The organism is Streptomyces sp. NPDC055287 (genome assembly GCF_053646035.1).
The window spans coordinates 134,821-157,039 of record NZ_JBSHNE010000010.1 but is presented as its reverse complement, the minus strand read 5'-3'; the positions used below and the strand labels follow the sequence as shown (position 1 = coordinate 157,039).

21 protein-coding genes are annotated in these 22,219 nt (G+C 70.2%); 12 read left to right on the top strand and 9 right to left on the bottom strand.

Annotated elements, in window-relative coordinates:
- The first annotated feature begins 97 nt into the window (after positions 1 to 97).
- From ACWIHY_RS18280 to ACWIHY_RS18250, 7 genes are all read left to right on the top strand, one after another.
- Positions 98 to 919 carry a CoA transferase subunit A gene (locus ACWIHY_RS18280; protein ID WP_454376656.1) on the top strand — a complete coding sequence of 274 codons (822 nt, stop codon included), beginning with the start codon at positions 98 to 100 and terminating at the stop codon, positions 917 to 919.
- Positions 916 to 1,686, top strand: a complete 771-nt coding sequence (locus tag ACWIHY_RS18275) for a CoA-transferase subunit beta (protein WP_454376655.1) — start codon at positions 916 to 918, stop codon at positions 1,684 to 1,686. Before ACWIHY_RS18280 ends, ACWIHY_RS18275 begins: the two co-directional genes overlap by 4 nt.
- The gene (gene pcaH, locus ACWIHY_RS18270) at positions 1,683 to 2,453 is read left to right on the top strand and encodes a protocatechuate 3,4-dioxygenase subunit beta (protein WP_454376654.1); all 771 of its coding nucleotides are present in this window, start codon (positions 1,683 to 1,685) and stop codon (positions 2,451 to 2,453) included. Before ACWIHY_RS18275 ends, pcaH begins: the two co-directional genes overlap by 4 nt.
- The gene (gene pcaG, locus ACWIHY_RS18265) at positions 2,450 to 3,010 is read left to right on the top strand and encodes a protocatechuate 3,4-dioxygenase subunit alpha (RefSeq protein WP_454376653.1); all 561 of its coding nucleotides are present in this window, start codon (positions 2,450 to 2,452) and stop codon (positions 3,008 to 3,010) included. Before pcaH ends, pcaG begins: the two co-directional genes overlap by 4 nt.
- 121 nt (positions 3,011 to 3,131) lie before the next feature.
- Positions 3,132 to 4,385, top strand: coding sequence for a 3-carboxy-cis,cis-muconate cycloisomerase (gene pcaB / locus ACWIHY_RS18260; RefSeq protein WP_454376763.1), 1,254 nt, complete (start codon positions 3,132 to 3,134; stop codon positions 4,383 to 4,385).
- On the top strand, positions 4,378 to 5,709 hold the full coding sequence (gene pcaDC, locus ACWIHY_RS18255; RefSeq protein WP_454376652.1) for a bifunctional 3-oxoadipate enol-lactonase/4-carboxymuconolactone decarboxylase PcaDC: 1,332 nt from the start codon (positions 4,378 to 4,380) through the stop codon (positions 5,707 to 5,709). The genes pcaB and pcaDC overlap by 8 nt, the downstream gene beginning before the upstream one ends.
- Positions 5,710 to 5,796: 87 nt before the next feature.
- Positions 5,797 to 6,954 carry an alkaline phosphatase PhoX gene (locus ACWIHY_RS18250; protein WP_454376651.1) on the top strand — a complete coding sequence of 386 codons (1,158 nt, stop codon included), beginning with the start codon at positions 5,797 to 5,799 and terminating at the stop codon, positions 6,952 to 6,954.
- On the opposite strand, the gene ACWIHY_RS18245 is transcribed toward ACWIHY_RS18250, so the two are convergent.
- The 3 genes from ACWIHY_RS18245 to dusB form a co-directional block, all read right to left on the bottom strand.
- Positions 6,924 to 8,003 carry an ArsR/SmtB family transcription factor gene (locus ACWIHY_RS18245; RefSeq protein WP_454376762.1) on the bottom strand — a complete coding sequence of 360 codons (1,080 nt, stop codon included), beginning with the start codon at positions 8,001 to 8,003 and terminating at the stop codon, positions 6,924 to 6,926. The two genes, ACWIHY_RS18250 and ACWIHY_RS18245, sit on opposite strands and share 31 nt — an antisense overlap.
- Positions 8,004 to 8,526: 523 nt before the next feature.
- Complete coding sequence (gene ppdK / locus ACWIHY_RS18240; RefSeq protein ID WP_454376650.1) at positions 8,527 to 11,268, bottom strand: pyruvate, phosphate dikinase; 2,742 nt, start codon at positions 11,266 to 11,268, stop codon at positions 8,527 to 8,529.
- 377 nt (positions 11,269 to 11,645) lie between these two features.
- Entirely contained in the window at positions 11,646 to 12,785 is a 1,140-nt protein-coding gene (gene dusB / locus ACWIHY_RS18235) for a tRNA dihydrouridine synthase DusB (protein WP_454376649.1), read from the bottom strand.
- A gap of 52 nt (positions 12,786 to 12,837) precedes the next feature.
- Between dusB and ACWIHY_RS18230 the strand changes: the two genes are divergently transcribed.
- A complete protein-coding gene (locus tag ACWIHY_RS18230) occupies positions 12,838 to 14,292 on the top strand; it encodes an MFS transporter (protein WP_454376648.1) in 1,455 nt (484 codons plus the stop codon).
- A 109-nt stretch (positions 14,293 to 14,401) separates the two neighbouring features.
- On the opposite strand, the gene ACWIHY_RS18225 is transcribed toward ACWIHY_RS18230, so the two are convergent.
- From ACWIHY_RS18225 to ACWIHY_RS18215, 3 genes are all read right to left on the bottom strand, one after another.
- A complete protein-coding gene (locus tag ACWIHY_RS18225) occupies positions 14,402 to 14,623 on the bottom strand; it encodes a DUF6243 family protein (protein WP_454376647.1) in 222 nt (73 codons plus the stop codon).
- A gap of 165 nt (positions 14,624 to 14,788) precedes the next feature.
- Positions 14,789 to 15,001, bottom strand: a complete 213-nt coding sequence (locus ACWIHY_RS18220) for a hypothetical protein (protein ID WP_454376646.1) — start codon at positions 14,999 to 15,001, stop codon at positions 14,789 to 14,791.
- An 89-nt stretch (positions 15,002 to 15,090) separates the two neighbouring features.
- A complete protein-coding gene (locus ACWIHY_RS18215) occupies positions 15,091 to 16,476 on the bottom strand; it encodes a glycine--tRNA ligase (protein ID WP_454376645.1) in 1,386 nt (461 codons plus the stop codon).
- A 167-nt stretch (positions 16,477 to 16,643) separates the two neighbouring features.
- Between ACWIHY_RS18215 and ACWIHY_RS18210 the strand changes: the two genes are divergently transcribed.
- The 4 genes from ACWIHY_RS18210 to ACWIHY_RS18195 all read left to right on the top strand — a co-directional run bounded on the left by ACWIHY_RS18210 (position 16,644) and on the right by ACWIHY_RS18195 (position 19,841).
- Positions 16,644 to 17,636: a metal ABC transporter substrate-binding protein gene (locus tag ACWIHY_RS18210; RefSeq protein WP_454376644.1), complete on the top strand. Its 993-nt coding sequence runs from the start codon at positions 16,644 to 16,646 to the stop codon at positions 17,634 to 17,636.
- A gap of 35 nt (positions 17,637 to 17,671) precedes the next feature.
- Positions 17,672 to 18,439, top strand: a complete 768-nt coding sequence (locus tag ACWIHY_RS18205) for a metal ABC transporter ATP-binding protein (protein ID WP_454376643.1) — start codon at positions 17,672 to 17,674, stop codon at positions 18,437 to 18,439.
- Between the two features lie 2 nt (positions 18,440 to 18,441).
- A complete protein-coding gene (locus ACWIHY_RS18200; RefSeq protein ID WP_454376642.1) occupies positions 18,442 to 19,356 on the top strand; it encodes a metal ABC transporter permease in 915 nt (304 codons plus the stop codon).
- A gap of 65 nt (positions 19,357 to 19,421) precedes the next feature.
- Positions 19,422 to 19,841, top strand: coding sequence for a Fur family transcriptional regulator (locus tag ACWIHY_RS18195; RefSeq protein WP_454376641.1), 420 nt, complete (start codon positions 19,422 to 19,424; stop codon positions 19,839 to 19,841).
- A 67-nt stretch (positions 19,842 to 19,908) separates the two neighbouring features.
- On the opposite strand, the gene ACWIHY_RS18190 is transcribed toward ACWIHY_RS18195, so the two are convergent.
- Genes ACWIHY_RS18190 through recO form a run of 3 tightly spaced genes read right to left on the bottom strand, consistent with a single transcriptional unit; the run spans position 19,909 to position 22,075 of the window.
- Entirely contained in the window at positions 19,909 to 20,436 is a 528-nt protein-coding gene (locus tag ACWIHY_RS18190) for a YcxB family protein (RefSeq protein WP_454376640.1), read from the bottom strand.
- A 44-nt stretch (positions 20,437 to 20,480) separates the two neighbouring features.
- A complete protein-coding gene (locus tag ACWIHY_RS18185) occupies positions 20,481 to 21,308 on the bottom strand; it encodes an isoprenyl transferase (protein WP_454376639.1) in 828 nt (275 codons plus the stop codon).
- A 20-nt stretch (positions 21,309 to 21,328) separates the two neighbouring features.
- Positions 21,329 to 22,075: a DNA repair protein RecO gene (gene recO / locus ACWIHY_RS18180; RefSeq protein WP_454376638.1), complete on the bottom strand. Its 747-nt coding sequence runs from the start codon at positions 22,073 to 22,075 to the stop codon at positions 21,329 to 21,331.
- Positions 22,076 to 22,219 lie beyond the last annotated feature (144 nt).

Genomic DNA, 22,219 nt, shown 5'->3' with positions numbered 1-22,219 from the left:
CGTGTACTGAGCCATTGACGCGAGCGGAACACGATGGAAGTGTACGGCCTCACGAGAAAATAATCAGTGCACTGAGCAACTCACGGAGCGAGTGACGATGGCGGACATCCGCAGCCTGCACGACGCCGTGGCGGACCTCGTCCACGAGGGGAACACCCTCGCCATGGAGGGCTTCACCCACCTGATCCCGTACGCCGCCGCGCACGAGATCATCCGCCAGGGCATCACCGACCTGACCCTCGCCAGGATGACCCCGGACGTCATCTACGACCAGCTGATCGGCGCCGGCCTGGTGAAGAAGCTGATCTTCTCCTGGGGCGGCAACCCGGGCGTCGGCTCCCTCCACCGCTTCCGCGACGCCGTCGAGAACGGCTGGCCGCGCCCCCTGGAGCTGGACGAGCACAGCCACGCCGGCATGGCCAACCGGTACGTCGCGGGTGCGTCGCGCCTGCCGTTCGCCGTACTGCGCGGCTACCGCGGTTCCGACCTCGCCACCCGTACGGACACGGTCTCCTCGGTCACCTGCCCCTTCACCGGCGAGGAGCTGGCCGCCGTCGCCGCGCTCAATCCGGATGTCACGGTCATCCACGCCCAGCAGGCCGACCGCGAGGGCAACGTCCAGCTGTGGGGGCTGACAGGCGTCCAGAAAGAGGCCGCGCTGGCCGCCGGCCGGGTGCTGGTCACGGTCGAAGAGCTCGTCGACGAGCTGACTCCCCGGCCCGGCGGCGTCGTCCTGCCGACCTGGGTGATCGACGCGGTCGCCGTCGTGCCGGGCGGCGCGCATCCGTCGTACGCCGCCGGCTACACCGTGCGCGACAACGCCTTCTACCAGGAGTGGGACCCGATCGCCCGGGACCGCGACACCTTCACCCGCTGGATCGACGAGAACGTACGCGCCGAAGGGGATGCCGTCCTATGACCGAGGACTTCACCCGCGACGAGCTGATGGAGGTCAACGCGGCCCGCGCACTGGCCGGGGCCCGCACCTGCTTCGTCGGCATCGGGCTGCCGTCCACGGCCGCCAACCTCGCCCGCAATACCGTCAACCCGAACCTCGTGCTCATATACGAGTCGGGGACGATCGGCTCCAAGCCGACCCGCCTGCCGCTCTCCATAGGCGACGGCGAACTGGCCGAGACGGCCGACGCGGTGGTGCCCGTACCCGAGATGTTCAACTACTGGCTCCAGGGCGGCCGGATCGACGTCGGCTTCCTCGGCGCCGCCCAGGTCGACCGTTTCGCCAACATCAACACAACGGTCGTGGACCGTGGCCCCGGCAAACCGGAAGGCCGCCTTCCGGGCGCCGGCGGCGCACCCGAGATCGCGTCCAACTGCAGCAAGGTGCTGATGGTGCTGCGCCACTCCGCCCGCAACTTCGTGCGCGAGCTGGATTTCGTCACCACGCTCGGCCACGGCTCGGGCCCCGGCGACCGCGAGGAACTGGGTATGAGGGGCGCGGGCCCCGTCGCCGTCATCACCGACCTCGGCATCCTGCGTCCCGACCCGGCCACCGCCGAACTCGTGCTCACCGAACTGCACCCCGGTGTCACCGTCGAGCAGGTACGGGCCGCCACCGGCTGGGAGCTGAGGACCGGCGGCACGGTCGCCGTCACCGAGCCGCCGGCCGCCGCCGAACTTGGCGCCCTGCGCGCCCTCAAGGCAGCAGGAAAGGACACCGGTCAGTGACTCTCACGCAGTCCGACATCGACGGCGAGCTCGCCGGAATCCGGGCGGGTTACGAGAAGGCCCGCGCCGCCGGAGCGCCCGCCGCGCACCACCCGCCGCGCGACTTTCCGCCGTACCGCAGCAGCCTCCTGCGTCACCCCCAGCAGCCCCTGGTGGCCGTCAACGGGGACCCCGACACCGTCGAGCTGTCCGGACCCGTCTTCGGCCGCACCGACGTCACCGAGCTCGACCACGACCTGACCCGGCAGCACGCGGGCGAGCCGCTCGGCGAGCGCATCACCGTCTCCGGGCGGCTGCTGGACAGCGCGGGCCGGCCGGTGCGCGGGCAGCTCGTGGAACTGTGGCAGGCCAACGCCTCCGGCCGGTACGCCCACCTGCGCGACCAGCACCCGGCGCCCCTGGACCCCAACTTCACGGGCGTGGGGCGGGTGCTGACGGGCGACGACGGTTCGTACAGCTTCACCACCATCAAGCCCGGCGCCTATCCGTGGCGCAACCACGAGAACGCGTGGCGGCCCGCCCACATCCACTTCTCGTTGTTCGGCTCGGCCTTCACCCAGCGTCTGGTCACGCAGATGTACTTTCCCGGCGACCCGCTCTTCGCGTACGACCCGATCCTCCAGTCGGTGACGGACGACGCGGCACGCGCCCGGCTCGTCGCCGCGTACGACCACTCCCTCTCCCGCCCCGAGCGGTCGCTGGGCTACCGCTGGGACATCGTCCTCGACGGCCCGTCCGCCACCTGGATCGAGGAAGGCCGCCGATGACGTATCTGCCGCCCACCCCTTCACACACCGTCGGCCCCTTCTACGGGTACGCCCTGCCGTTCCCGGGAGGCGGCGCGATCGCACCCGCGGAACGCCCCGACGCGATCACGCTGCACGGGTACGTGTACGACGGCGCCGGGGAGCCGGTCCCGGACGCGATCGTCGAGTTCTGGCAGGCGGGCCCCGACGGCTCACTGGCCGGCGCACCGGGGTCGATGCGCCGCGATCCCGTGACCGGCGGTTTCCTCGGCCGCGACGGCGTCGGCTTCACCGGCTTCGGACGGGTCCCGACCGACGCGGACGGCCACTACACGGTCCGCACGCTGACGCCGGGCGCGCCCGCTGTCCCGTACATCAGCGTGTGCGTGTTCGCGCGCGGCCTGACCCACCACCTGTTCACGCGCGCTTACCTGACGGAGCGCCCGGACGCCCTGCTCGCCTCGCTGAGTCCCGAGCGCCGCGCGACACTGATCGCCCGGCCCGAGCCGAACCGCACGCACCGCTTCGACATCCGCCTCCAGGGCGAGGAAGAGACGGTCTTCCTTGACTTCGCCTGACCGAACCGGCCGAACCGGCCGAACCGACAGTCCCGACCGACCCGACCGACCCGACCGTCCCGACAGCGGACTCCTCTCGCCCGTACGCGCCGGAACGGCGGCCGAGGCCGAGACCGGGGACGTGGCCCTGCTCCAGGCGATGCTGGACGCGGAGGCGGCCCTGACCCGGGCCCAGGGCCCCGCCGGGGCGGGCGAGGCGGTGACGGCGGCGGCGCGGGCCGACCACTTCGACGTGCGCGACCTGGCGCTGCGGGCCAGGTCCGGCGGCAACCCGGTGATCCCCCTGGTGGCCGCCCTCGCGGCAGCTGCCGGCCCGGAAGCTGCGCCGTACGTGCACCGGGGAGCGACGAGCCAGGACATCGTCGACACGGCGATGATGCTGGTCGCCACCCGTACGCTCCCCCTGATCACGGTGGACCTGACCCGAACGGCCACGGCCCTCGCCACCCTCGCGGCGGAACACCGGGACACCCCCATGCCGGGCCGCACCCTGACCCAGCACGCGGTCCCCACCACGTTCGGCCTGAAGGCAGTCGGCTGGCGCTCCCTGACCCTGGACGCCACCGACCGCCTGACCGCCCTCACCCTCCCCGCCCAACTGGGCGGCGCGGCAGGCACCCTGGCGGCGTTCGAACCGGTCCCCGGCGCCCCCGGCCACGGCCTCGCGCTCGTCTCCGTGTACGCCGCCGAACTCGGCCTCGCGGCGCCCGGGCTCCCCTGGCACACCCTCCGCACCCCCGTCGCCGACCTCGCCACCGCGCTCGCCTTCACCTGCGCCGCACTCGGCAAACTCGCCACCGACGTCCTCACCCTTTCCCGCACCGAGATCGCCGAACTCTCCGAAGGCACCGGTGGCGGTTCCTCCGCCATGCCGCACAAGGCCAATCCCGTCCACGCCACCCTGATCGCCTCCGCCGCCCACCAGGCGCCCGCCCTGGCCTCCGTACTCCTCGCCTCCCTCGCCTCCGCCGGTGACGAACGCCCCGCGGGCGCCTGGCACGCCGAATGGCAGCCCCTGCGCGAGCTCCTGCGCCTGGCCGGCGGCGCGGCGGCCCACGCGGCCGAGCTGACCGAGAGCCTCCGCGTCCACCCGGACCGCATGCGCCAGAACCTCGGCCTCACCCGCGGCCTGATCGTCAGCGAACGCGTCTCGGCGGCCCTGACCCCCGCCCTCGGGCGGACCCGGGCCAAGGAACTCCTCACCACCGCCTCCCGCCGCGCGGCCACCGAGGGCATCTCGCTGGCCGAGGCACTCACGGACGCGCTCCCGCAGGACCGGCTGGCCGAACTCACCGACCCCACCCGCTACGCCGGTTCCGCGGCAGCGCTGGTGGACCGCGCCCTGGACCGGAAGCCGGAGCCCCCTCGTGACTGAACCCCAGCGCCCCGCCCTCCCCCACGTCCGCCTCGACGGCCCCGAATCGGGCGTGCCGTTGATCCTCGGCCCCTCCGTGGGCACCTCCCTGACCGTCTGGGAGCCCCAGCTCGCCGCCCTGGCCCGCGCCCACCGTGTCCTGCGCTGGGACCTCCCGGGCCACGGCGGCACCCCCGCAGCGCTGATGCCGCTCGACGGCTCCGCCACAGTCGCCGCTCTGGCGGAGCTCGTACTGCGGGCCGCCGACGCGCAGGGCTGGCAGACCTTCGCGTACGCCGGTATCTCGATCGGCGGAGCCGTGGGGCTCCACCTGGCGACGCACTTCCCCGAACGTGTCACCGCCCTCGCGGTGGTCTGCTCGTCGGCCCGCTTCGGCGAGCCCGCCACCTGGCGCGAGCGGGCCGCCCTGGTCCGGGCGGAAGGCACCGAGGCCATGGTGCCGAGCCGCCCGGGCACCTGGTTCGCGCCCGCGTTCGCGTCGACACCTCTCGGCCACGCGCTCATCGAAGACCTGCGCGCCACCGACCCGGCGGGCTACGCCGCCTGCTGCGACGCGCTCGCGGCGTACGACCTGCGCGGGGCGCTCCCGATGGTCACCGCACGGACCCTCGTCGTCGCCGGCCGCGACGATCCGGCGACGACTCCCACGCACGCCCGCGAGATCGCCGACGCGATCCCGGGGTCGAGCCTGCTGGAGATCGCGGGGGCGGCCCATCTGGCGGGCGTGGAGAAGCCGGAGACGGTGACCGCCGCGCTGCTGGCCCACTTCGCCCCGCCGCCCGCCCCCACCGACGCCTCCCGCCACGCGGCGGGCACGCGCGTCCGCAGGGCGGTGCTGGGCCCGGCCCACGTGGACCGGGCGTCCGGGCGCACGACACCGTTCACAGCCCGCTTCCAGGACTTCATCACGCGGTACGCCTGGGGCGAGATCTGGGCGGACGAGACGCTGGACCGGCGCACGCGCAGCTGCGTCACGCTCACCGCGCTCGTCGCCCACGGCCACGAGGCGGAACTCGCACTCCATGTGCGAGCCGCGCTGGCCAACGGCCTGACCGGGCAGGAGATCGGCGCGGTCCTGCTCCAGACGGCGGTGTACTGCGGAGTCCCGGCGGCGAATTCGGCGTTCGCCGTGGCCCAGGGCGTCTTCGACGACCTCGACCGCCTCGATTACGAGGAGGAGCCGGCCGGACCTGCCGAGCCGGACGGGCTCGACGTACTGGTCGAACCGGACACGCTCGACGAACTTGTCGAACCGGACGGACCGGACGTCCTCACAGCCCGGCCCGACCGGGGCACCCTCCCCGACGACCAGGTCGACGACTGATCACCTCCCGCTCACCGGCTGTTGATGCACTGTCAATTCGAGACGCTTACGTTCCGAGGTCACAGTCCCCCCATCCTGGAGTGACACATGGAACGTCGTAGCTTCCTGCGCGGCGCTGTCATCGGCACCTCCGTCGCCGCCTTCGGTGGCACCCTCTGGCGCGGCGCGGCGTACGCCGCCCCCGCACAGCCCGGCGCCGGCCCCTACGGTGCGCTGGGTCCCGCGGACGCCAACGGCCTGCGACTGCCGTCCGGCTTCAGCAGCCGCGTCATAGCCCGCTCCGGCCAGAAGGTCGGTTCCACCGCGTACACCTGGCACAACGCGCCCGACGGCGGCGCCTGTTACGCGGACGGCACCGGCTGGATCTACGTCTCCAACTCGGAGATCAACCCCTCCGGCGGCGCGGGCGCGGTCCGCTTCTCCTCGACGGGCGCGATCACCGGCGCGTACCGCATCCTGTCGTCCACCCGCCAGAACTGCGCGGGCGGCAAGACGCCGTGGAACACCTGGCTGTCCTGCGAGGAGGTCGACCGCGGCTACGTCTACGAGACCGACCCGTGGGGCGTGAAGGCCGCCGTACGACGCGACGCCATGGGCCGCTTCAAGCACGAGGCCGCAGCCGCCGACCCCGTACGCCGGACCGTCTACCTCACCGAGGACACCACCGACGGCTGCTTCTACCGCTTCACGCCCACCACCTGGGGCGACCTGTCGGCAGGCAGGCTCGAGGTGCTGAAGATGGGTTCGGGTACGTCCGGACCCGTCACCTGGGCCACCGTCCCGGACCCGAGCGGCGCCTCGACCGCCACCCGCAACCAGGTCTCGGGCGCCAAGCGCTTCACCGGCGGCGAGGGCTGCTACTACGCCGACGACACCTGCTGGTTCACCACCAAGGGCGACAACCGTGTCTGGCAGTACAACGCGGCCGCCCAGACCATCGAGCTCGCCTACGACGACTCGCTGGTGAACGGCACCGCGCCGCTCACCGGTGTCGACAACGTCACCGGCACGTCCTCCGGCGACCTGTTCGTCGCGGAGGACGGCGGCAACATGGAGATCTGCGTGATCACGCCGGACGACGTGGTGGCGCCGTTCCTGCGGATCGACGGGCAGTCGGGCTCGGAGATCACCGGCCCCGCCTTCTCACCGGACGGCGGGCGCCTGTACTTCTCCAGCCAGCGCGGTACGACCGGCAGCTCGTCCGGTGGCATCACCTACGAGGTGACGGGCCCCTTCCGCGCCTGACGGCCCACCGCTCCCGTCATGTCCGACGGGGGTACGAGCGCTTCCGCCGTGGCGCCGCCCCGCAGCAGGGCGGCGCCCAGTGGCGTCAGGGTGTGCAGCACCGCGTTGCCGTGCCGCAGGGTGACGACCAGGCCCGCCTCGCGCAGTACGCACGCGTGCTGGCTCGCCGAGGCGAGCGACACCCCCACCCTGCGGGCGAGTTCGCTCGTCGTACAGCCGCCGCCGATGGCCCCGAGAACCGCCGAGCGGGTGTGGCCGACCAGGCGCCCGAGGGGCGGCCCGGGGTCGTCCACGGGTACCGGGGCGTCGGCGTGGGTCACGGGATAGACCAGGACCGGCGGCAGGTGCGGGTCGCGGTAGACGACCGGGGTGCCGCGGCAGAAGAACGACGGCTGGAGCAGCAGGCCCCGGCCGCGCAGATACAGATCCCGGTCCACCGGATAGTCGGCCTCCAGGACCGGCGGGCGCCACCGCAGCATCGACGGCAGCGAGGCAAGGAGTTCGTCCGCGCCGCCGTCCAGCAGGGCGCGGCCCCTAGCGGCCCTGTCGGCCTCGACGCGGGCCTGTATGTGCGGCCAGTACGGTTCGACGGCGGCACGGTGGTAGCCGCGCAGAGCGCCCACGAGGCGTGCCAGGGGCTCGCCTCGGCCGCCGGCCAGCGGTGCGAGGCGCTGCCGCGTGGATGCCGCGCAGTTCTGCGCGGCCGGGGAACCGGCCTGGCGGTGGGAGGCGGCGAGCAGGGCCAGTTCGGCCCGCAGCCGCTCGGGGGCGGTGGCGCGTACCGCTTCGAGTCCCGTCTCCATGCCGCGTGTTCCCTCGCGCGGCGTCAGGAAATCGGGGAAATAACCCTTGCTCGGTATCAGGGATGCCAGCAGTCGTGTTTCACCGTTCAACCGAGTCCGTGATTCCCGGCGCCAATCTCCGAACACCTTGACGCCGCGCCGGTCTCGCAATCTGTGAAAACTGAGCACCGTTTCCCATAACGCGTCCGGCCGGTCGGACAGCCGAATCCTCGACAGGTCAACACCGGAGAAATGAACACGTAGCACCGAAGCCCCATCTGTTGCATCCGCAATCGTCCCCCGCAGCTGAGTATGCACGCCATCACACGCCGTCACCACGGCCTTTCGGCCACAGTTGAAACGCATCGCGCGCCCCCTGTGCCGAACGAAATGCTGTTCCCCGTCGGGCACGACACCGGAGTCACCGGAAAGACACAGCGAAGGCCGTGGGGGGCTTTGCTGGGTCTGGCGGCGGTCGGCGAAGGTAGCGGCTCAGTGTCCGGCGAGGTATCAGGATGTGGTCGTCGGGTGGGGATCCGGCGACCGCATCCTGCCGCCGTTTTCAGGAGAGAATGGCGGAATTCGGCCGCTGTTGCTTTCTGTTGTTTCCTGTACTTCTCAGTGCCTCTCGCGCGCGGAATCGTATGCACAACGAAGCGGCGGCACCTCGCACCAGGTGCCGCCGCTTCTTTGTTGCGCCGGAGCCACTACCGGTTCGGTTGAGGGTAAGGATGAACCGACAGCGGCTCCGGTGGTCCTGTGCCCCCGGGTACGGGTCCCGGGGACCTTGTCAGCGCGAGTCGCTGCCCGAGGACTGCGCCGCCGCGCGGCCGGCCTCCAGGCGCGCCACCGGGATCCGGAAGGGCGAGCAGGACACGTAGTCCAGGCCGACCTCGTGGAAGAAGTGCACCGACTCCGGGTCGCCGCCGTGCTCGCCGCACACGCCGAGCTTGAGGTCGGGGCGCGTGGCGCGGCCCGCCTCGACGGCCGAGCGCACGAGCGCGCCGACTCCGTCGCGGTCGATCGTCTCGAACGGGGAGACCCCGAAGATGCCCTTCTCCAGGTACGCCGTGAAGAAGCTCGCCTCGACGTCGTCGCGGGAGAAGCCCCACACGGTCTGGGTGAGGTCGTTCGTGCCGAAGGAGAAGAACTGCGCGGCCTCGGCGATCTGGCCGGCGGTCAGGGCGGCGCGCGGCAGCTCGATCATCGTGCCGATGGTCAGCTTCAGCTTCGTGCCGGTGGCGGCCTCGACCTCGGCGATGACCTGGTCGGCCTCGTCGCGGACGATCTCCAGCTCCTGGACGGTGCCGACGAGCGGAATCATGATCTCCGCGCGCGGGTCGCCCTTGGCGTTCTTGCGGTGCGCCGCCGCCTCGGCGATGGCACGGACCTGCATCGCGAAGAGGCCCGGGATGACGAGGCCCAGACGTACACCGCGCAGACCCAGCATCGGGTTCTGCTCGTGCAGCTTGTGCACGGCCTGGAGGAGGCGCAGGTCGTTCTCGTTGGCGTCCTTGCGGGACTCGGCGAGGGCGACGCGCACCGACAGCTCGGTGATGTCGGGGAGGAACTCGTGCAGCGGCGGGTCGAGGAGCCGTACCGTCACCGGCAGGCCGTCCATCGACTCGAAGAGCTCGATGAAGTCGGCCTTCTGGAGCGGCAGCAGGGCGCCCAGCGCCTGCTCGCGCTCGTCGTCCGTGTCGGCCAGGATGAGCCGCTCGACGAGCTCGCGGCGCTCACCGAGGAACATGTGCTCGGTGCGGCACAGACCGATGCCCTGCGCGCCGAAGCGGCGGGCGCGCAGCGCGTCCTCGGCGTTGTCGGCGTTGGCGCGTACGCGCAGGCGGCGTACTCGGTCGGCGTACGCCATGATCCGGTGGACGGCGGCGACCAGCTCGTCGGCGTCGTCGGCACCGGCGTGCATGCGGCCCTCGAAGTACTCGACGACCGGCGACGGCACGACGGGCACCTCACCGAGGTACACCTTGCCGGTGGAGCCGTCGATGGAGACGACGTCACCCTCCTCGACGACGACCCCGCCCGGGGCCGTCATGCGGCGGCGCTTGGTGTCGACCTCGATCTCCTCGGCGCCGCAGACACAGGTCTTGCCCATGCCGCGCGCGACGACTGCGGCGTGCGAGGTCTTGCCGCCGCGCGAGGTCAGGATGCCTTCGGCGGCGATCATGCCGTCGAGGTCGTCCGGGTTCGTCTCACGGCGGATGAGGATGACCTTCTCGCCGGAGCGCGACCACTTGACGGCCGTGTACGAGTCGAAGACCGCCTTGCCGACTGCGGCGCCCGGGGAGGCGGCGATGCCGCGGCCGAGCTTCTCGGTCTTCGCCTCCTCGTCGAAGCGCGGGAACATCAGCTGCGCGAGCTGCGCGCCGTTGACGCGCTGGAGCGCCTCGGCCTCGTCGATGAGGCCCTGGTCGACGAGCTGCGTGGCGATGCGGAAGGCGGCACCGGCGGTGCGCTTGCCGACGCGGGTCTGGAGCATCCACAGCTGGCCGCGCTCGATCGTGAACTCGATGTCGCAGAGATCCTTGTAGTGGGTCTCCAGCGTCTCCATGATCTGCATGAGCTGGTCGTACGACGCCTTGTCGATGGCCTCGAGGTCGGCGAGCGGCACGGTGTTGCGGATACCGGCGACGACGTCCTCGCCCTGCGCGTTCTGCAGGTAGTCGCCGTAGACGCCCTGGTGGCCGCTCGCGGGGTCGCGGGTGAAGGCGACACCGGTGCCGGAGTCGGGGCCGAGGTTGCCGAAGACCATGGAGCAGATGTTGACGGCCGTGCCGAGGTCGCCGGGGATGCGCTCCTGGCGGCGGTACAGCTTGGCGCGGTCGGTGTTCCACGAGTCGAAGACCGCGTTTATGGCGAGGTCCATCTGCTCGCGCGGGTCCTGCGGGAAGTCGCGCCCGGCCTCGTCGGAGACGATCTTCTTGAACTTGCGGACCAGCTTCTTGAGGTCGGCCGCCTCGAGGTCGGTGTCGACCGTGACCTTCTTGGCGTGCTTGGCCTGCTCCAGCGCCTCTTCGAAGAGCTCGCCGTCGACGCCGAGAACGGTCTTGCCGAACATCTGGATGAGACGGCGGTACGAGTCCCACGCGAAGCGCTCGTCGCCGCCGGACTGCTTGGCGAGGCCGGTGACCGACTTGTCGGAGAGCCCGATGTTCAGGACGGTGTCCATCATGCCGGGCATGGAGAACTTGGCGCCCGAGCGGACGGAGACGAGCAGCGGATTGTCGGCCTGGCCGAGCTTCTTGCCCATCTTCTGCTCGAGGGCGTCGAGGTGCGCGCTGACCTCGGCGCGCAGCGCCTCCGGCGCCTCACCGCTGTCGAGGTAGACCTTGCACGCCTCGGTGGTGATGGTGAAGCCCGGAGGGACGGGCAGCCCGAGGTTGGTCATCTCGGCGAGGTTCGCACCCTTGCCGCCCAACAGGTCCTTGAGGTCCCTGTTGCCTTCGGTGAAGTCATAAACGAACTTCTGACCCTGGGGCTCGGTGGCTACCTGGGGTTCTTTGTTTTCCGACACGGGTCTCGACTCCTCGAGGACGCGGTGGCTGCCCTGACGGCGAGGAACATACCCAGATCGAAGGTGTCTGGGTACGTCCACCTGACTGTCATGCGGCCTTAACCACTCGTCCGCCAGCAGATCGAAAGTGATCAACTGGCTGCGGCCGATCTCCGGCACCGTTCAAGTATTTAACACATAACTACACCGAGCTTTGATCTTGGCGCGATTGGCCACCACAGAGTGACGGATGGTTTGATCGATCAAAACAAAAGAAGGTGGCACCCAGTGCCACCTTTTGAGAGGTGCAGCCCCGCCTGAAGTGCTCATCTGAGCAATGACCACATCAGGCGTGGCGAGGATCACGTCACAGATGAGACCCGACCGAGACCCGGATCTCAGCCTCCGGACGTGTCCAGCTCCGCTTCGGCGCTCACCGCGGAGCAGTCGTACGGGTCCTTCAGCCAGCCATCCGGCAGGACAACCCGCCCATTGCCGGACGAACGGCCGCGAGGCCCGTCCGCCCCCTCGGGCCACGCCTGGTCCAGATTGAGCCCGCTCAAGTGAGCATCCATTTCATCCAGAGATGAGGAGATTGCAAGCTTCTTCCGCATCTCCGAGCCGACCGAGAATCCCTTGAGGTACCAGGCGACGTGCTTACGGAAGTCAATGACCCCGCGTGCCTCGTCCCCGATCCATTCCCCGAGCAGTTCCGCGTGCCGGCGCATCACCGCGGCGACCTCGCGCAGCGTCGGGGCGGCGTACGCGTCCGTACCCTCGAAGCCCGCCACCAGGTCTCCGAACAGCCACGGCCGCCCCAGGCATCCGCGCCCGACGACCACACCGTCGCAGCCGGTCTCGCGCATCATCCGCAGCGCGTCGTCGGCGGACCAGATGTCGCCGTTGCCGAGGACCGGGATCTCCGGCACGTGCTCCTTGAGGCGCGCGATGGCGTCCCAGTCGGCCGTGCCGCCGTAGTGCTGCGCCGCGGTCCGCCCGTGCAGGGCGATCGCCGTGACGCCCTCCTCGACCGCTATCCGTCCGGCGTCGAGATAGGTGAGGTGATCGTCGTTGATGCCCTTGCGCATCTTCATCGTCACCGGCAGGTCGCCGGCGTTGGAGACGGCCTCGTTCAGGATGGCCCGCAGCAGCGGCCGCTTGTACGGCAGGGCCGAGCCGCCGCCCTTGCGGGTGACCTTGGGGACGGGGCAGCCGAAGTTCAGGTCGATGTGATCGGCCAGGCCCTCGTCGACGATCATGCGGACCGCCTTGCCGACGGTGACGGGATCGACGCCGTACAGCTGGATCGAGCGCGGCGTCTCCGTCGCGTCGAAGTGGATCAGCTGCATGGTCTTCTCATTGCGCTCGACCAGCGCTCTCGTCGTGATCATCTCGCTCACGAACAGCCCCTTGCCGCCGGAGAACTCGCGGCACAGGGTGCGGAACGGGGCGTTGGTGATGCCGGCCATGGGCGCGAGCACCACCGGCGGCTGCACGGAGTGCGGGCCGATGGAGAGCATGGGGAGCGCGGTGGTCATGGCCCCATTGTCCCGTACGGCGAGAGTCGTTAGTGAGCCGTACTATCCGCGTATGCCCGAGCTGAGCCACCGGCGGCAGTTGCTGGTGCTGGCGATCTGCTGCATGAGCCTGTTGATCGTGAGCCTCGACAACACCGCGCTCAACGTCGCCCTCCCTTCCATGCGCGAGGAACTCGGAGCGACGGTCGCCGGGATGCAGTGGACGATCGACGCGTACACGCTGGTCCTCGCCTCGCTGCTGATGCTCGCGGGGTCCACCGCCGACCGGATCGGGCGGCGCAGGGTCTTCAAGGCCGGGCTGGTGCTCTTCACGCTCGGCTCGCTGCTGTGCTCCCTCGCGCCGAACCTCGGATCGCTCGTCGCCTTCCGCATGGTCCAGGCCGTGGGCGGCTCGATGCTCAACCCCGTCGCCATGTCGATCATCACCAACACCTTCACCGAGCCGCGCCGGCGGGCGAGGGCGATCGGGGTGTGGGGCGGTGTGGTCGGGATCTCCATGGCCGCGGGCCCGGTGATCGGCGGGCTGCTGGTGGACGCGGTGAGCTGGCGGGCGATCTTCTGGGTCAACCTGCCGATCGGACTGGCCGCGCTGCTGCTGACCGTCCGGTACGTACCCGAGTCGCGCGCCCCGAGGCCCCGCCGCCCCGACCCGGTCGGACAGCTCCTGGTCATGACGCTGCTCGGATCGCTCACGTACGCGATCATCGAGGCGCCCGTGGCGGGCTGGACGTCGCCGCTGATCCTGCTGTTCGCGGGAACGGCCGCGACCGCGCTCGTGGGCCTGCTCCTGTACGAACCGCGACGGGCCGAGCCGTTGATCGATCTCCGGTTCTTCCGCAGCGCGCCCTTCAGCGGGGCGACGGTGATCGCGGTGTGCGCGTTCGCGGCGCTCGGCGGGTTCCTCTTCGTGAACACGCTGTACCTCCAGGACGTACGCGGGTTCTCGGCCCTGCACGCAGGGCTCTACATGCTGCCCATGGCGGCGCTGACCCTGGTCTGCGCACCGCTCTCCGGCCGCCTCGTCGCCAGCCGGGGGCCGCGCGTCCCGCTCCTGGTGGCCGGGGTCGCGATGGCGGCGAGCGGGTTGCTGTTCGCGGCGTTCGAGGCGGAGACGTCCACGTCTCTGCTGTTCACCGGGTACGTACTCTTCGGCCTCGGCTTCGGCATGGTGAACGCGCCGATCACCAACACCGCCGTGTCGGGAATGCCGCGCGCCCAGGCGGGCGTCGCGGCAGCGGTCGCCTCGACCAGCAGGCAGGTCGGCCAGACGCTGGGCGTCGCCGTCATCGGCGCGGTCCTCGCGGCCGGGCTGCGCGGCCGGTCGTACGACGAGGCCTTCGTCGCGGCGAGCGTGCCGGCCTGGTGGATCGTCGCGGGCTGCGGACTGTGCATCCTGCTGGTGGGAGCCCTGACCAGCGGCCCGTGGGCCCTGAGGTCCGCCCGCCGGACGGCCGCCCACCTGTCGGACTGTCCGGCCGGACAGTCCTCCGCCGGCGCCGTGCACTGAGCCGGACACAGGAGCCGACACAGGTGTGTGTGGGCCGGACACAGATGTGGGCCCGGACCGCTGTGCGCGGTCCGGGCCCACTGCTGTGTACTGCTGTGCTGCCCGTACGTCAGCTCTGCGCGTCCTGCGCGTCCTGACCGCCGTCGGCGGGCTCCTCGGCGCCCTCTGCCCCGGCGGCGCGCTCACGCATCTTGCGCAGCAGCTCCTCCTTGTGGTCGGAGGCGAGCTTGCGGTCGGCGTTGCGCGTGGGACCGTTGTCCGCGAGTTCGGCGCGGGACATCCTCTTGCGCTGCCCGCCTACGCCGAGAAGGTTGTTGCGGCTCTTTGCCACGGGGTTCTCCCGAAGTGATGAGAAGTGATCTGCGGATTCGTCTGGTGGGGGGCGGACGTGGGATCCGCCGCGCTCTCACTCGTAGATCTGGAAGAACATGCATGCGACATTACCGGGCCCCGGGGCCGCCGGGCACCAGTTTTTCCGCCGCGGGCGCCCGTCGGCTCAGGTCCGGGAGCCCGCCGGGTCCACGGTCGCCTGGTGAGCGTCGGTGAGGTGCTCCTCTGCCTTGAGCCACGGCAGGAACTGCACCCCCTTGCGCCAGCCGCACGTACCGCAGTGCAGCGAGCGCTGTAGGCCGGTCCGCTGGACCTGGACCACATGCTCGCGGCCGTGCTGATCCCATCTGCTGACCTTGCTGCCGGTCGTCGAGGGCATCACGCCTCCTTGGTGTGAGTCGGGCCCAGTGTGCACGAAGGCCCCGGCTCCGCAGTGCGGAACCGGGGCCTTCGGGACGTACGACCAGGTCAGCAGCCGAGGAGGCGGCCGCCCAGGTACGACTGGATCTGGTCCAGCGAGACGCGCTCCTGCTTCATGGTGTCGCGCTCGCGCACCGTGACCGCGTTGTCGTCGAGGGTGTCGAAGTCGACGGTCACGCAGAACGGCGTACCGATCTCGTCCTGACGGCGGTAGCGGCGGCCGATGGCGCCCGCGTCGTCGAACTCGATGTTCCAGTTCTTGCGCAGGTCGGTCGCCAGGCCCTTGGCCTTCGGCGACAGCTGCGGGTTGCGGGACAGCGGCAGCACGGCGACCTTGACCGGCGCCAGGCGCGGGTCGAGGCGCATGACGGTGCGCTTCTCCATGACGCCCTTGGCGTTCGGGGCCTCGTCCTCGATGTACGCGTCGAGCATGAAGGCGAGCATGGCGCGGTTCACACCGGCCGCCGGCTCGATGACGTACGGAGTCCAGCGCTCGCCGGCCTCCTGGTCGAAGAACGACAGGTCCTGGCCCGACGCCTTGGAGTGGGCCTTGAGGTCGAAGTCGGTGCGGTTGGCAACGCCCTCGAGCTCGGAGAACTCACTGCCCCCGAAGTTGAAGCGGTACTCGATGTCGGCCGTGCGCTTGGAGTAGTGCGAGAGCTTCTCCGCCGGGTGCTCGAACCAGCGCATGTTCTCCTCGCGCAGGCCCAGCTCGCGGTACCAGCTCCAGCGCTGCTCCATCCAGTATTCCTGCCACTGCTCGTCCTCGCCCGGCTTGACGAAGAACTCCATCTCCATCTGCTCGAACTCGCGCGTGCGGAAGATGAAGTTGCCGGGCGTGATCTCGTTGCGGAAGGACTTGCCCATCTGCGCGATGCCGAAAGGCGGCTTCTTGCGGGAAGTCTGCTGCACCTGGGCGAAGTTGGTGAAAATACCCTGCGCGGTCTCGGGACGCAGGAAGGCGCGCGAGCCGGTGTCCTGGGTCGGGCCGAGGTGCGTCTCCAGCATGCCGGAGAACTGCTTGGGCTCGGTGAACTGACCCTTGGTGCCGCAGTTCGGGCAGTTGATGTCGGCCAGGCCGTTCTCAGGGGCACGGCCGTTGTGCTTGGCCTCGTACGCCTCGATCAGGTGGTCGGCGCGGTGGCGCTTGTGGCAGGCGGTGCACTCGGTGAGCGGGTCGGAGAACGTCGCGACGTGGCCGGACGCCTCCCACACCTCGGGAGCCAGGATCACCGAGGAGTCGAGACCGACGACGTCCTCGCGCGCGATGACCATGGAGCGCCACCACTGGCGCTTGATGTTCTCCTTGAGCTCGACACCCAGCGGCCCGTAGTCCCAGGCGGCCCGGGAGCCGCCGTAGATCTCACTGCACGGGTAGACGAAGCCACGGCGCTTGCTCAGGCTGACGATGGTGTCGATCTTGTCGGCGGCCACGGTGCTCTCTTCATTACGACGACGACGAACGCGAATGATTCAGATTACCGGCGGCCGTACCCCCCGGATCAAATCGGTACCGGGTAACGGATCACCGCCGGGACCAGGACCCAGGTCACACCCGCCATTATTGACAATCGTTTCCACCTTTGTTGAAAATGGGTGTCATGAACGTACGACGACGCCTCATACCCACCGCCGCCACCGCAGGAGCGGTCGCGCTCGGCCTGATGGCCGTCAGCGCCTGCTCGTCCTCCTCCGGTGCCGCCGACAAGAACGGCGACGGCAAGCTCGACGTGGTGGCGTCGTTCTACCCGATGCAGTTCCTGGCCGAGGAGATAGGCGGCGACCACGTCTCCGTATCGACCCTGACGAAGCCTGGCGTGGAGCCGCACGACCTGGAGCTCAGCCCGAAGCAGACCGCCGGACTCGGCGAAGCCGACTTCATTCTCTACCTCAAGGGCCTCCAGCCCGCCGTCGACGAGGCGGTCGCGCAGTCCGGTGTGAAGAACACCGTCGACGCCGCCGGCCTCACCCACCTCGAAGAGCACGGCGCCGAGGTCGGCCACGACGAGCACGGCGCCGAGGAGCACGGCGAAGAGCACGCCGAAGAAGAAGGCCACGATCACGCCGGGGCCGCCGGCGACCCCCACATCTGGCTCGACCCCGTGAAGTACTCCGAGGTCGCCAAGGGCGTCGGCAAGGCGCTGGAGAAGGCCGACCCCGACAACGCCGCGGCGTACAAGAAGAACACCGACGCCCTGGTCGGCAAGCTCGACGGGCTGCACACGAAGTTCGAGAAGGGCCTGAAGAACACCGACACCCGGACGTTCATCACCACCCACTCCGCCTTCGGCTACCTCGCGGAGCGCTACGACCTCGAGCAGGAGGGCATCAGCGGCCTCGACCCCGACTCCGAGCCCAGCCTCTCCCGCATGAAGGACCTCCAGAAGACCGCCAAGGAGGACAAGGTCACCACCGTCTTCTTCGAGACGCTCGTCAGCGACAAGACGGCCAGGACCCTCGCGGGCGACACCGGCCTCAGGACGGACGTCCTGGACCCGCTGGAGGGAATCACGGACAAGTCCGAGGGCGCTGACTACGTCGAGGTCATGGAGTCCAACCTCGCCGCGCTGGAAAAGGCCCTCGGCGCGAAGTGAACCGGATCACCCCAGCAGCATCGGAGGCGCGAGCCATGAAGCCAGAGCAGCCCGTCATATCCCTGCGCGGCGCGACGGCCACACTCGGCTCGCGCCCGGTGCTGCGCGGCGTCGACCTCGCCGTGCACCGCGGTGAGGTCGTGTCCCTGCTCGGCGCCAACGGCTCCGGCAAGTCGACAGCCGTACGTTCCGTGATCGGCCAGGTGCCCCTCACCGGCGGGTCCGTCGACCTGTTCGGTACGCCGCTGCGCCGCTTCCGCGACTGGGCGCGCGTCGGGTACGTACCGCAGCGCACCACGGCCGCCAGCGGCGTACCCGCGACCGTGTTCGAGGTGGTCTCGTCCGGCCGCCTCTCCCGGGCGAAGCTGCGGTGGCCCTCGAAGGCCGACCGCGCCGCCGTGCACCGGGCCATCGAGCTCGTCGGGCTCGGCGACCGTGCCAAGGACTCCGTGAACGCCCTCTCGGGCGGCCAGCACCAGCGCGTCCTGATCGCGCGGGCGCTCGCCTCCGAGCCGGAGCTGCTGATCATGGACGAGCCGATGGCGGGCGTGGACCTGACCAGCCAGGAGATTTTGGCGGCGACCCTGCGCGAGCAGGTCGTGGCCGGTACGACCGTGCTCCTCGTACTCCACGAACTCGGCGCCCTCGAGCCGCTGATCGACCGCGCGGTCGTGCTGCGCGACGGCTGCGTCACCCACGACGGGCCGCCCCCACAGTCGCTCGGCCAGCACGCGCTGCCCGGCCACGACCACGTACATCCGCACTCGGATTCCGAGCCTGTCCGGACGGGACTGCTGACCTGATCATGGAGATCCTCGAAACAGCCTTCATGCAGCGGGCCCTGCTCGCCGCCGTCCTCGTCGGCATCACCGCGCCCGCCGTCGGCATCTACCTCGTGCAGCGCCGCCAGGCCCTGATGGGCGACGGCATCGGCCACGTCGCGATGACCGGTGTCGGGCTCGGCTTCCTGCTGAGCGCCAATCCGGTGTGGATGGCCGCGCTCGTCTCGATCGCCGGCGCCATCGCGATGGAACTGATCCGCTGGTACGGGCGCATGCGCGGCGACATGGCGCTGGCCATGCTCTTCTACGGCGGCATGGCGGGCGGCGTCCTGCTGATCAACCTCGCGCCGAACGGCTCGAACTCCAACCTCACCTCGTACCTCTTCGGCTCTCTCTCGACCGTCTCGGACGAGGACGTCGTCGCGATCTGCCTGCTCGCCGCCTTTGTGATGCTTGTCACGGTCGGTCTGCGGCGGCACCTCTTCGCGATCAGCCAGGACGAGGAGTTCGCCCGCGTGACCGGTCTGCCGGTGCGCGCCCTGAATCTGCTGATCGCGGTCACGGCGGCCGTCACGGTCACCGTCGCGATGCGCGTCGTCGGCCTGCTGCTGGTCAGCGCGCTGATGGTGGTGCCGGTGGCGGCGGCGCAGCAGATCACCCGGTCCTTCAAGGTCACGTTCGTGCTGGCCGTGGTCATCGGCACGGCTGTGACACTGGCCGGCACGGTGACCTCGTACGAGTACGAAGTGCCGCCGGGCGCGACGATCGTGCTGCTGGCCATCGGCGTGTTCTTCGTACTGACGGCGCTGGCCTCCCCGCTCGCCAGGCGCCGGGCGCGGGCCCTGAGCGAGGCGGAGGCCGGATCGGCGGGCGGCTGTAGCGTGGAGGCGGGCGGACTGCCGGACGGCTCCCGCCCCGCCAACGGCGTCAAGGTCTGAGCGCCGCTCGGCAGCGACCTGGCAGAATGGCCCGACATACGTACGGGCGACCAGAGGAGGCACCTGTGACCACTGCGGGAACCCCATCCCCGGTGCGTGGCCGGTCCACCCGGCAGCGGGCCGCCGTAGCGGCCGCGCTCGACGAGGTGGACGAGTTCCGCAGCGCGCAGGAGCTTCACGACATGCTCAAGCACCGGGGCGACTCGGTCGGGCTGACAACGGTCTACCGCACCCTGCAGTCCCTCGCCGACGCCGGTGAGGTGGACGTGCTGCGCACCAGCGACGGTGAGGCGGTGTACCGGCGCTGCTCGAGCGGCGAGCACCACCACCACCTCGTGTGCCGGGTGTGCGGCAAGGCCGTCGAGGTCGAGGGCCCTGCGGTCGAGAAGTGGGCGGAGGCCATCGCCGCCCAGCACGGTTATGTGAACGTGGCCCACACGGTGGAGATCTTCGGCACGTGTGTGGAGTGCGCGGCAAGCGTCTGAGGCCGCACGAGAGCGGGCCCGTACCGGATACCGACCGGTACGGGCCCGCTCTCTTCTCCGGACCGCCTCAGAGCCGCCGCAGGTTCCGCTCGAGGACGTCCCGCAGCCGGTCCATGTCGTCCGGGGCCGCGAGTCCGCGCTTGGGCAGGACCTCCAGGCACAGGATGCCCGGGTCCCGGCTGAGCAGCACGACGTGGTCGCGGGTCTCCCGGTAGCCCCGGAAGAGCGACCAGCGCACGATCAGGGTCGCGTGTTCGTTCGCGGCCGACACGCCCGCCTCGGTGACCGTCGCACGGTATTCGCCCTGCCATCGCACGACGCGCAGCACGTGGTGGGCCTGAAGGTGCGGAACCGACCAGATGAACAGGACGACCAGTGCGCACAGCAGGACGTTGGCCGCCGGCGGCCCCCCGGGTGCCACCAACAACAGCAGGCCGCAGCCCGCGAACAGCGCCATCACCGCCCCCCGCAGCACATGGAGCCGCCGGACTCGGTCGCGTACCCGGATGCCCGCCAGAACGTCGCCGCGCGCCGGGCGGTACGTCAGCTCGACGGTCTCCGCGGCCTGAATGATGTCCCGCCCCTGATGATCCATGGGGCGGGATCCTAGCCACGTCGTCCGGGCGGCCCCGCGCCGCCCTACATGCTGCCGGCGGCGAGCTGCTCCTCGTTCGGGACGGCGCCGCCGAAGCGGCGGTCGCGGGAGGCGTACTCGACGCAGGCGCGCCACAGGTCGCGGCGGTCGAAGTCGGGCCACAGGACGTCCTGGAAGACCATCTCGGCGTACGCGCTCTGCCAGATCAGGTAGTTGGACGTGCGCTGCTCACCGCTGGGGCGTACGAAGAGATCGACGTCCGGCATGTCCGGGTAGTACATGTACTTCGCGAAGGTCTTCTCGTTGACCTTCGACGGGTCGAGCCTGCCCGCCGCGACATCGCGCGCGATGGCCTGCGCCGCGTCGGCGATCTCGGCGCGACCGCCGTAGTTGACGCAGAAGTACAGCGTCATGGCGTCGTTGTCCTTGGTCTGCTCCTGGGCGACCTGGAGCTCCTGGACGACGGACTTCCACATCTTCGGCATCCGGCCGGTCCAGCGGATGCGGATGCCGAGCTCGTCCATCTCGTCGCGGCGGCGGCGGATGACGTCCCGGTTGAAGTTCATCAGGAAGCGCACCTCCTCGGGCGAGCGCTTCCAGTTCTCCGTGGAGAAGGCGTACAGAGAGAGGTTCTTGACGCCCATCTCGAGGCACCCCTTGAGCACGTCGAGCACGACGCCCTCGCCGACCTTGTGGCCCTCGGTGCGCGGCAGTCCGCGCTCCTTCGCCCAGCGGCCGTTGCCGTCCATGACGACGGCCACGTGCTCCGGGACCAGCTCGCTGGGGATCTTCGGCGGCCGCGCGCCGGACAGGTGCGCCTCCGGCGTCTTGTACTCGCGCCGGTTACGGCCCAGAATCCCGCGTCGTGCCATCAGCTTCTCTCTCCCTCGATTCACTTTTCCACATACCGCAGTGAGCGCAGTCCGCGCTCCAAGTGCCAGTGCAGATACGCCGACACCAGCCCGCTGCCCTCCCGGACGTGCCGCGCCTCACAGCTGTCCGCCGTCTCCCAGTCCCCCGTCAGCAACGCGCTGAGCAGTCCGACGGCCTCCGCCGAGGGTACGACGCTTCCGGGCACCCGGCAGTCGCCGCATATGACGCCGCCGGCGGCGACCGAGAAGAACCGGTTCGGCCCGTGCAGACCGCACCTCGCGCAGTCGTCGAAGCTGGGCGCGTAGCCGTTCACGGCCAGCGAACGCAGCAGGAAGGCGTCGAGGATGAGGTTGGGGGCGTGCTCGCCGCGGGCGAGGGTGCGCAGGCCGCCGACGAGCAGCAGGTACTGCTGTACGGCGGGCTCGCCCTCGTGATCGGTGAACCGCTCGGCGGTCTCCAGCATCGCCGTACCGGCGGTGTAGCGGCCGTAGTCCGTGACGATTCCGCCGCCGTACGGAGCGATCGTCTCGCTCTGCGTGCACAGGGGCAGGCCGCGCCCGACGAGTTCGCTGCCGCGCGAGAAGAACTGCACGTCCACGTGCGAGAAGGGCTCCAGCCGCGCCCCGAACTTCGACTTGGTCCGCCGTACCCCCCGCGCGACGGCGCGCACGCGGCCGTGTCCGCGGGTGAGCAGCGTGATGATCCGGTCCGCCTCACCCAGCTTCTGGGTGCGCAGCACGATGCCGTCGTCGCGGAACAGGGTCATGCGTCCATTCTCGCCCACCTCCCGGCCGCCGCGTCCGGCCCGCCCCCTGTCCGGAACACGCCCATCAAGGGGATCTTTGGGTAGCCATAAGGGCTGCTTATGGGGTCATAGGCAGGGGTCAGGTACCTGACCCGGCATATCGTT

Coding starts and splice junctions, on each gene's coding strand:
- ACWIHY_RS18280 (WP_454376656.1), top strand. CDS start 98: ATGGCGGACATCCGCAGCCTGCACGACGCCGTGGCGGACCTCGTCCAC.
- ACWIHY_RS18275 (WP_454376655.1), top strand. CDS start 916: ATGACCGAGGACTTCACCCGCGACGAGCTGATGGAGGTCAACGCGGCC.
- pcaG (WP_454376653.1), top strand. CDS start 2,450: ATGACGTATCTGCCGCCCACCCCTTCACACACCGTCGGCCCCTTCTAC.
- ACWIHY_RS18250 (WP_454376651.1), top strand. CDS start 5,797: ATGGAACGTCGTAGCTTCCTGCGCGGCGCTGTCATCGGCACCTCCGTC.
- dusB (WP_454376649.1), bottom strand. CDS start 12,785: ATGACCACCGCGCTCCCCATGCTCTCCATCGGCCCGCACTCCGTGCAG.
- ACWIHY_RS18230 (WP_454376648.1), top strand. CDS start 12,838: ATGCCCGAGCTGAGCCACCGGCGGCAGTTGCTGGTGCTGGCGATCTGC.
- ACWIHY_RS18220 (WP_454376646.1), bottom strand. CDS start 15,001: ATGCCCTCGACGACCGGCAGCAAGGTCAGCAGATGGGATCAGCACGGC.
- ACWIHY_RS18210 (WP_454376644.1), top strand. CDS start 16,644: ATGAACGTACGACGACGCCTCATACCCACCGCCGCCACCGCAGGAGCG.
- ACWIHY_RS18205 (WP_454376643.1), top strand. CDS start 17,672: ATGAAGCCAGAGCAGCCCGTCATATCCCTGCGCGGCGCGACGGCCACA.
- ACWIHY_RS18200 (WP_454376642.1), top strand. CDS start 18,442: ATGGAGATCCTCGAAACAGCCTTCATGCAGCGGGCCCTGCTCGCCGCC.
- ACWIHY_RS18190 (WP_454376640.1), bottom strand. CDS start 20,436: ATGGATCATCAGGGGCGGGACATCATTCAGGCCGCGGAGACCGTCGAG.
- ACWIHY_RS18185 (WP_454376639.1), bottom strand. CDS start 21,308: ATGGCACGACGCGGGATTCTGGGCCGTAACCGGCGCGAGTACAAGACG.
- recO (WP_454376638.1), bottom strand. CDS start 22,075: ATGACCCTGTTCCGCGACGACGGCATCGTGCTGCGCACCCAGAAGCTG.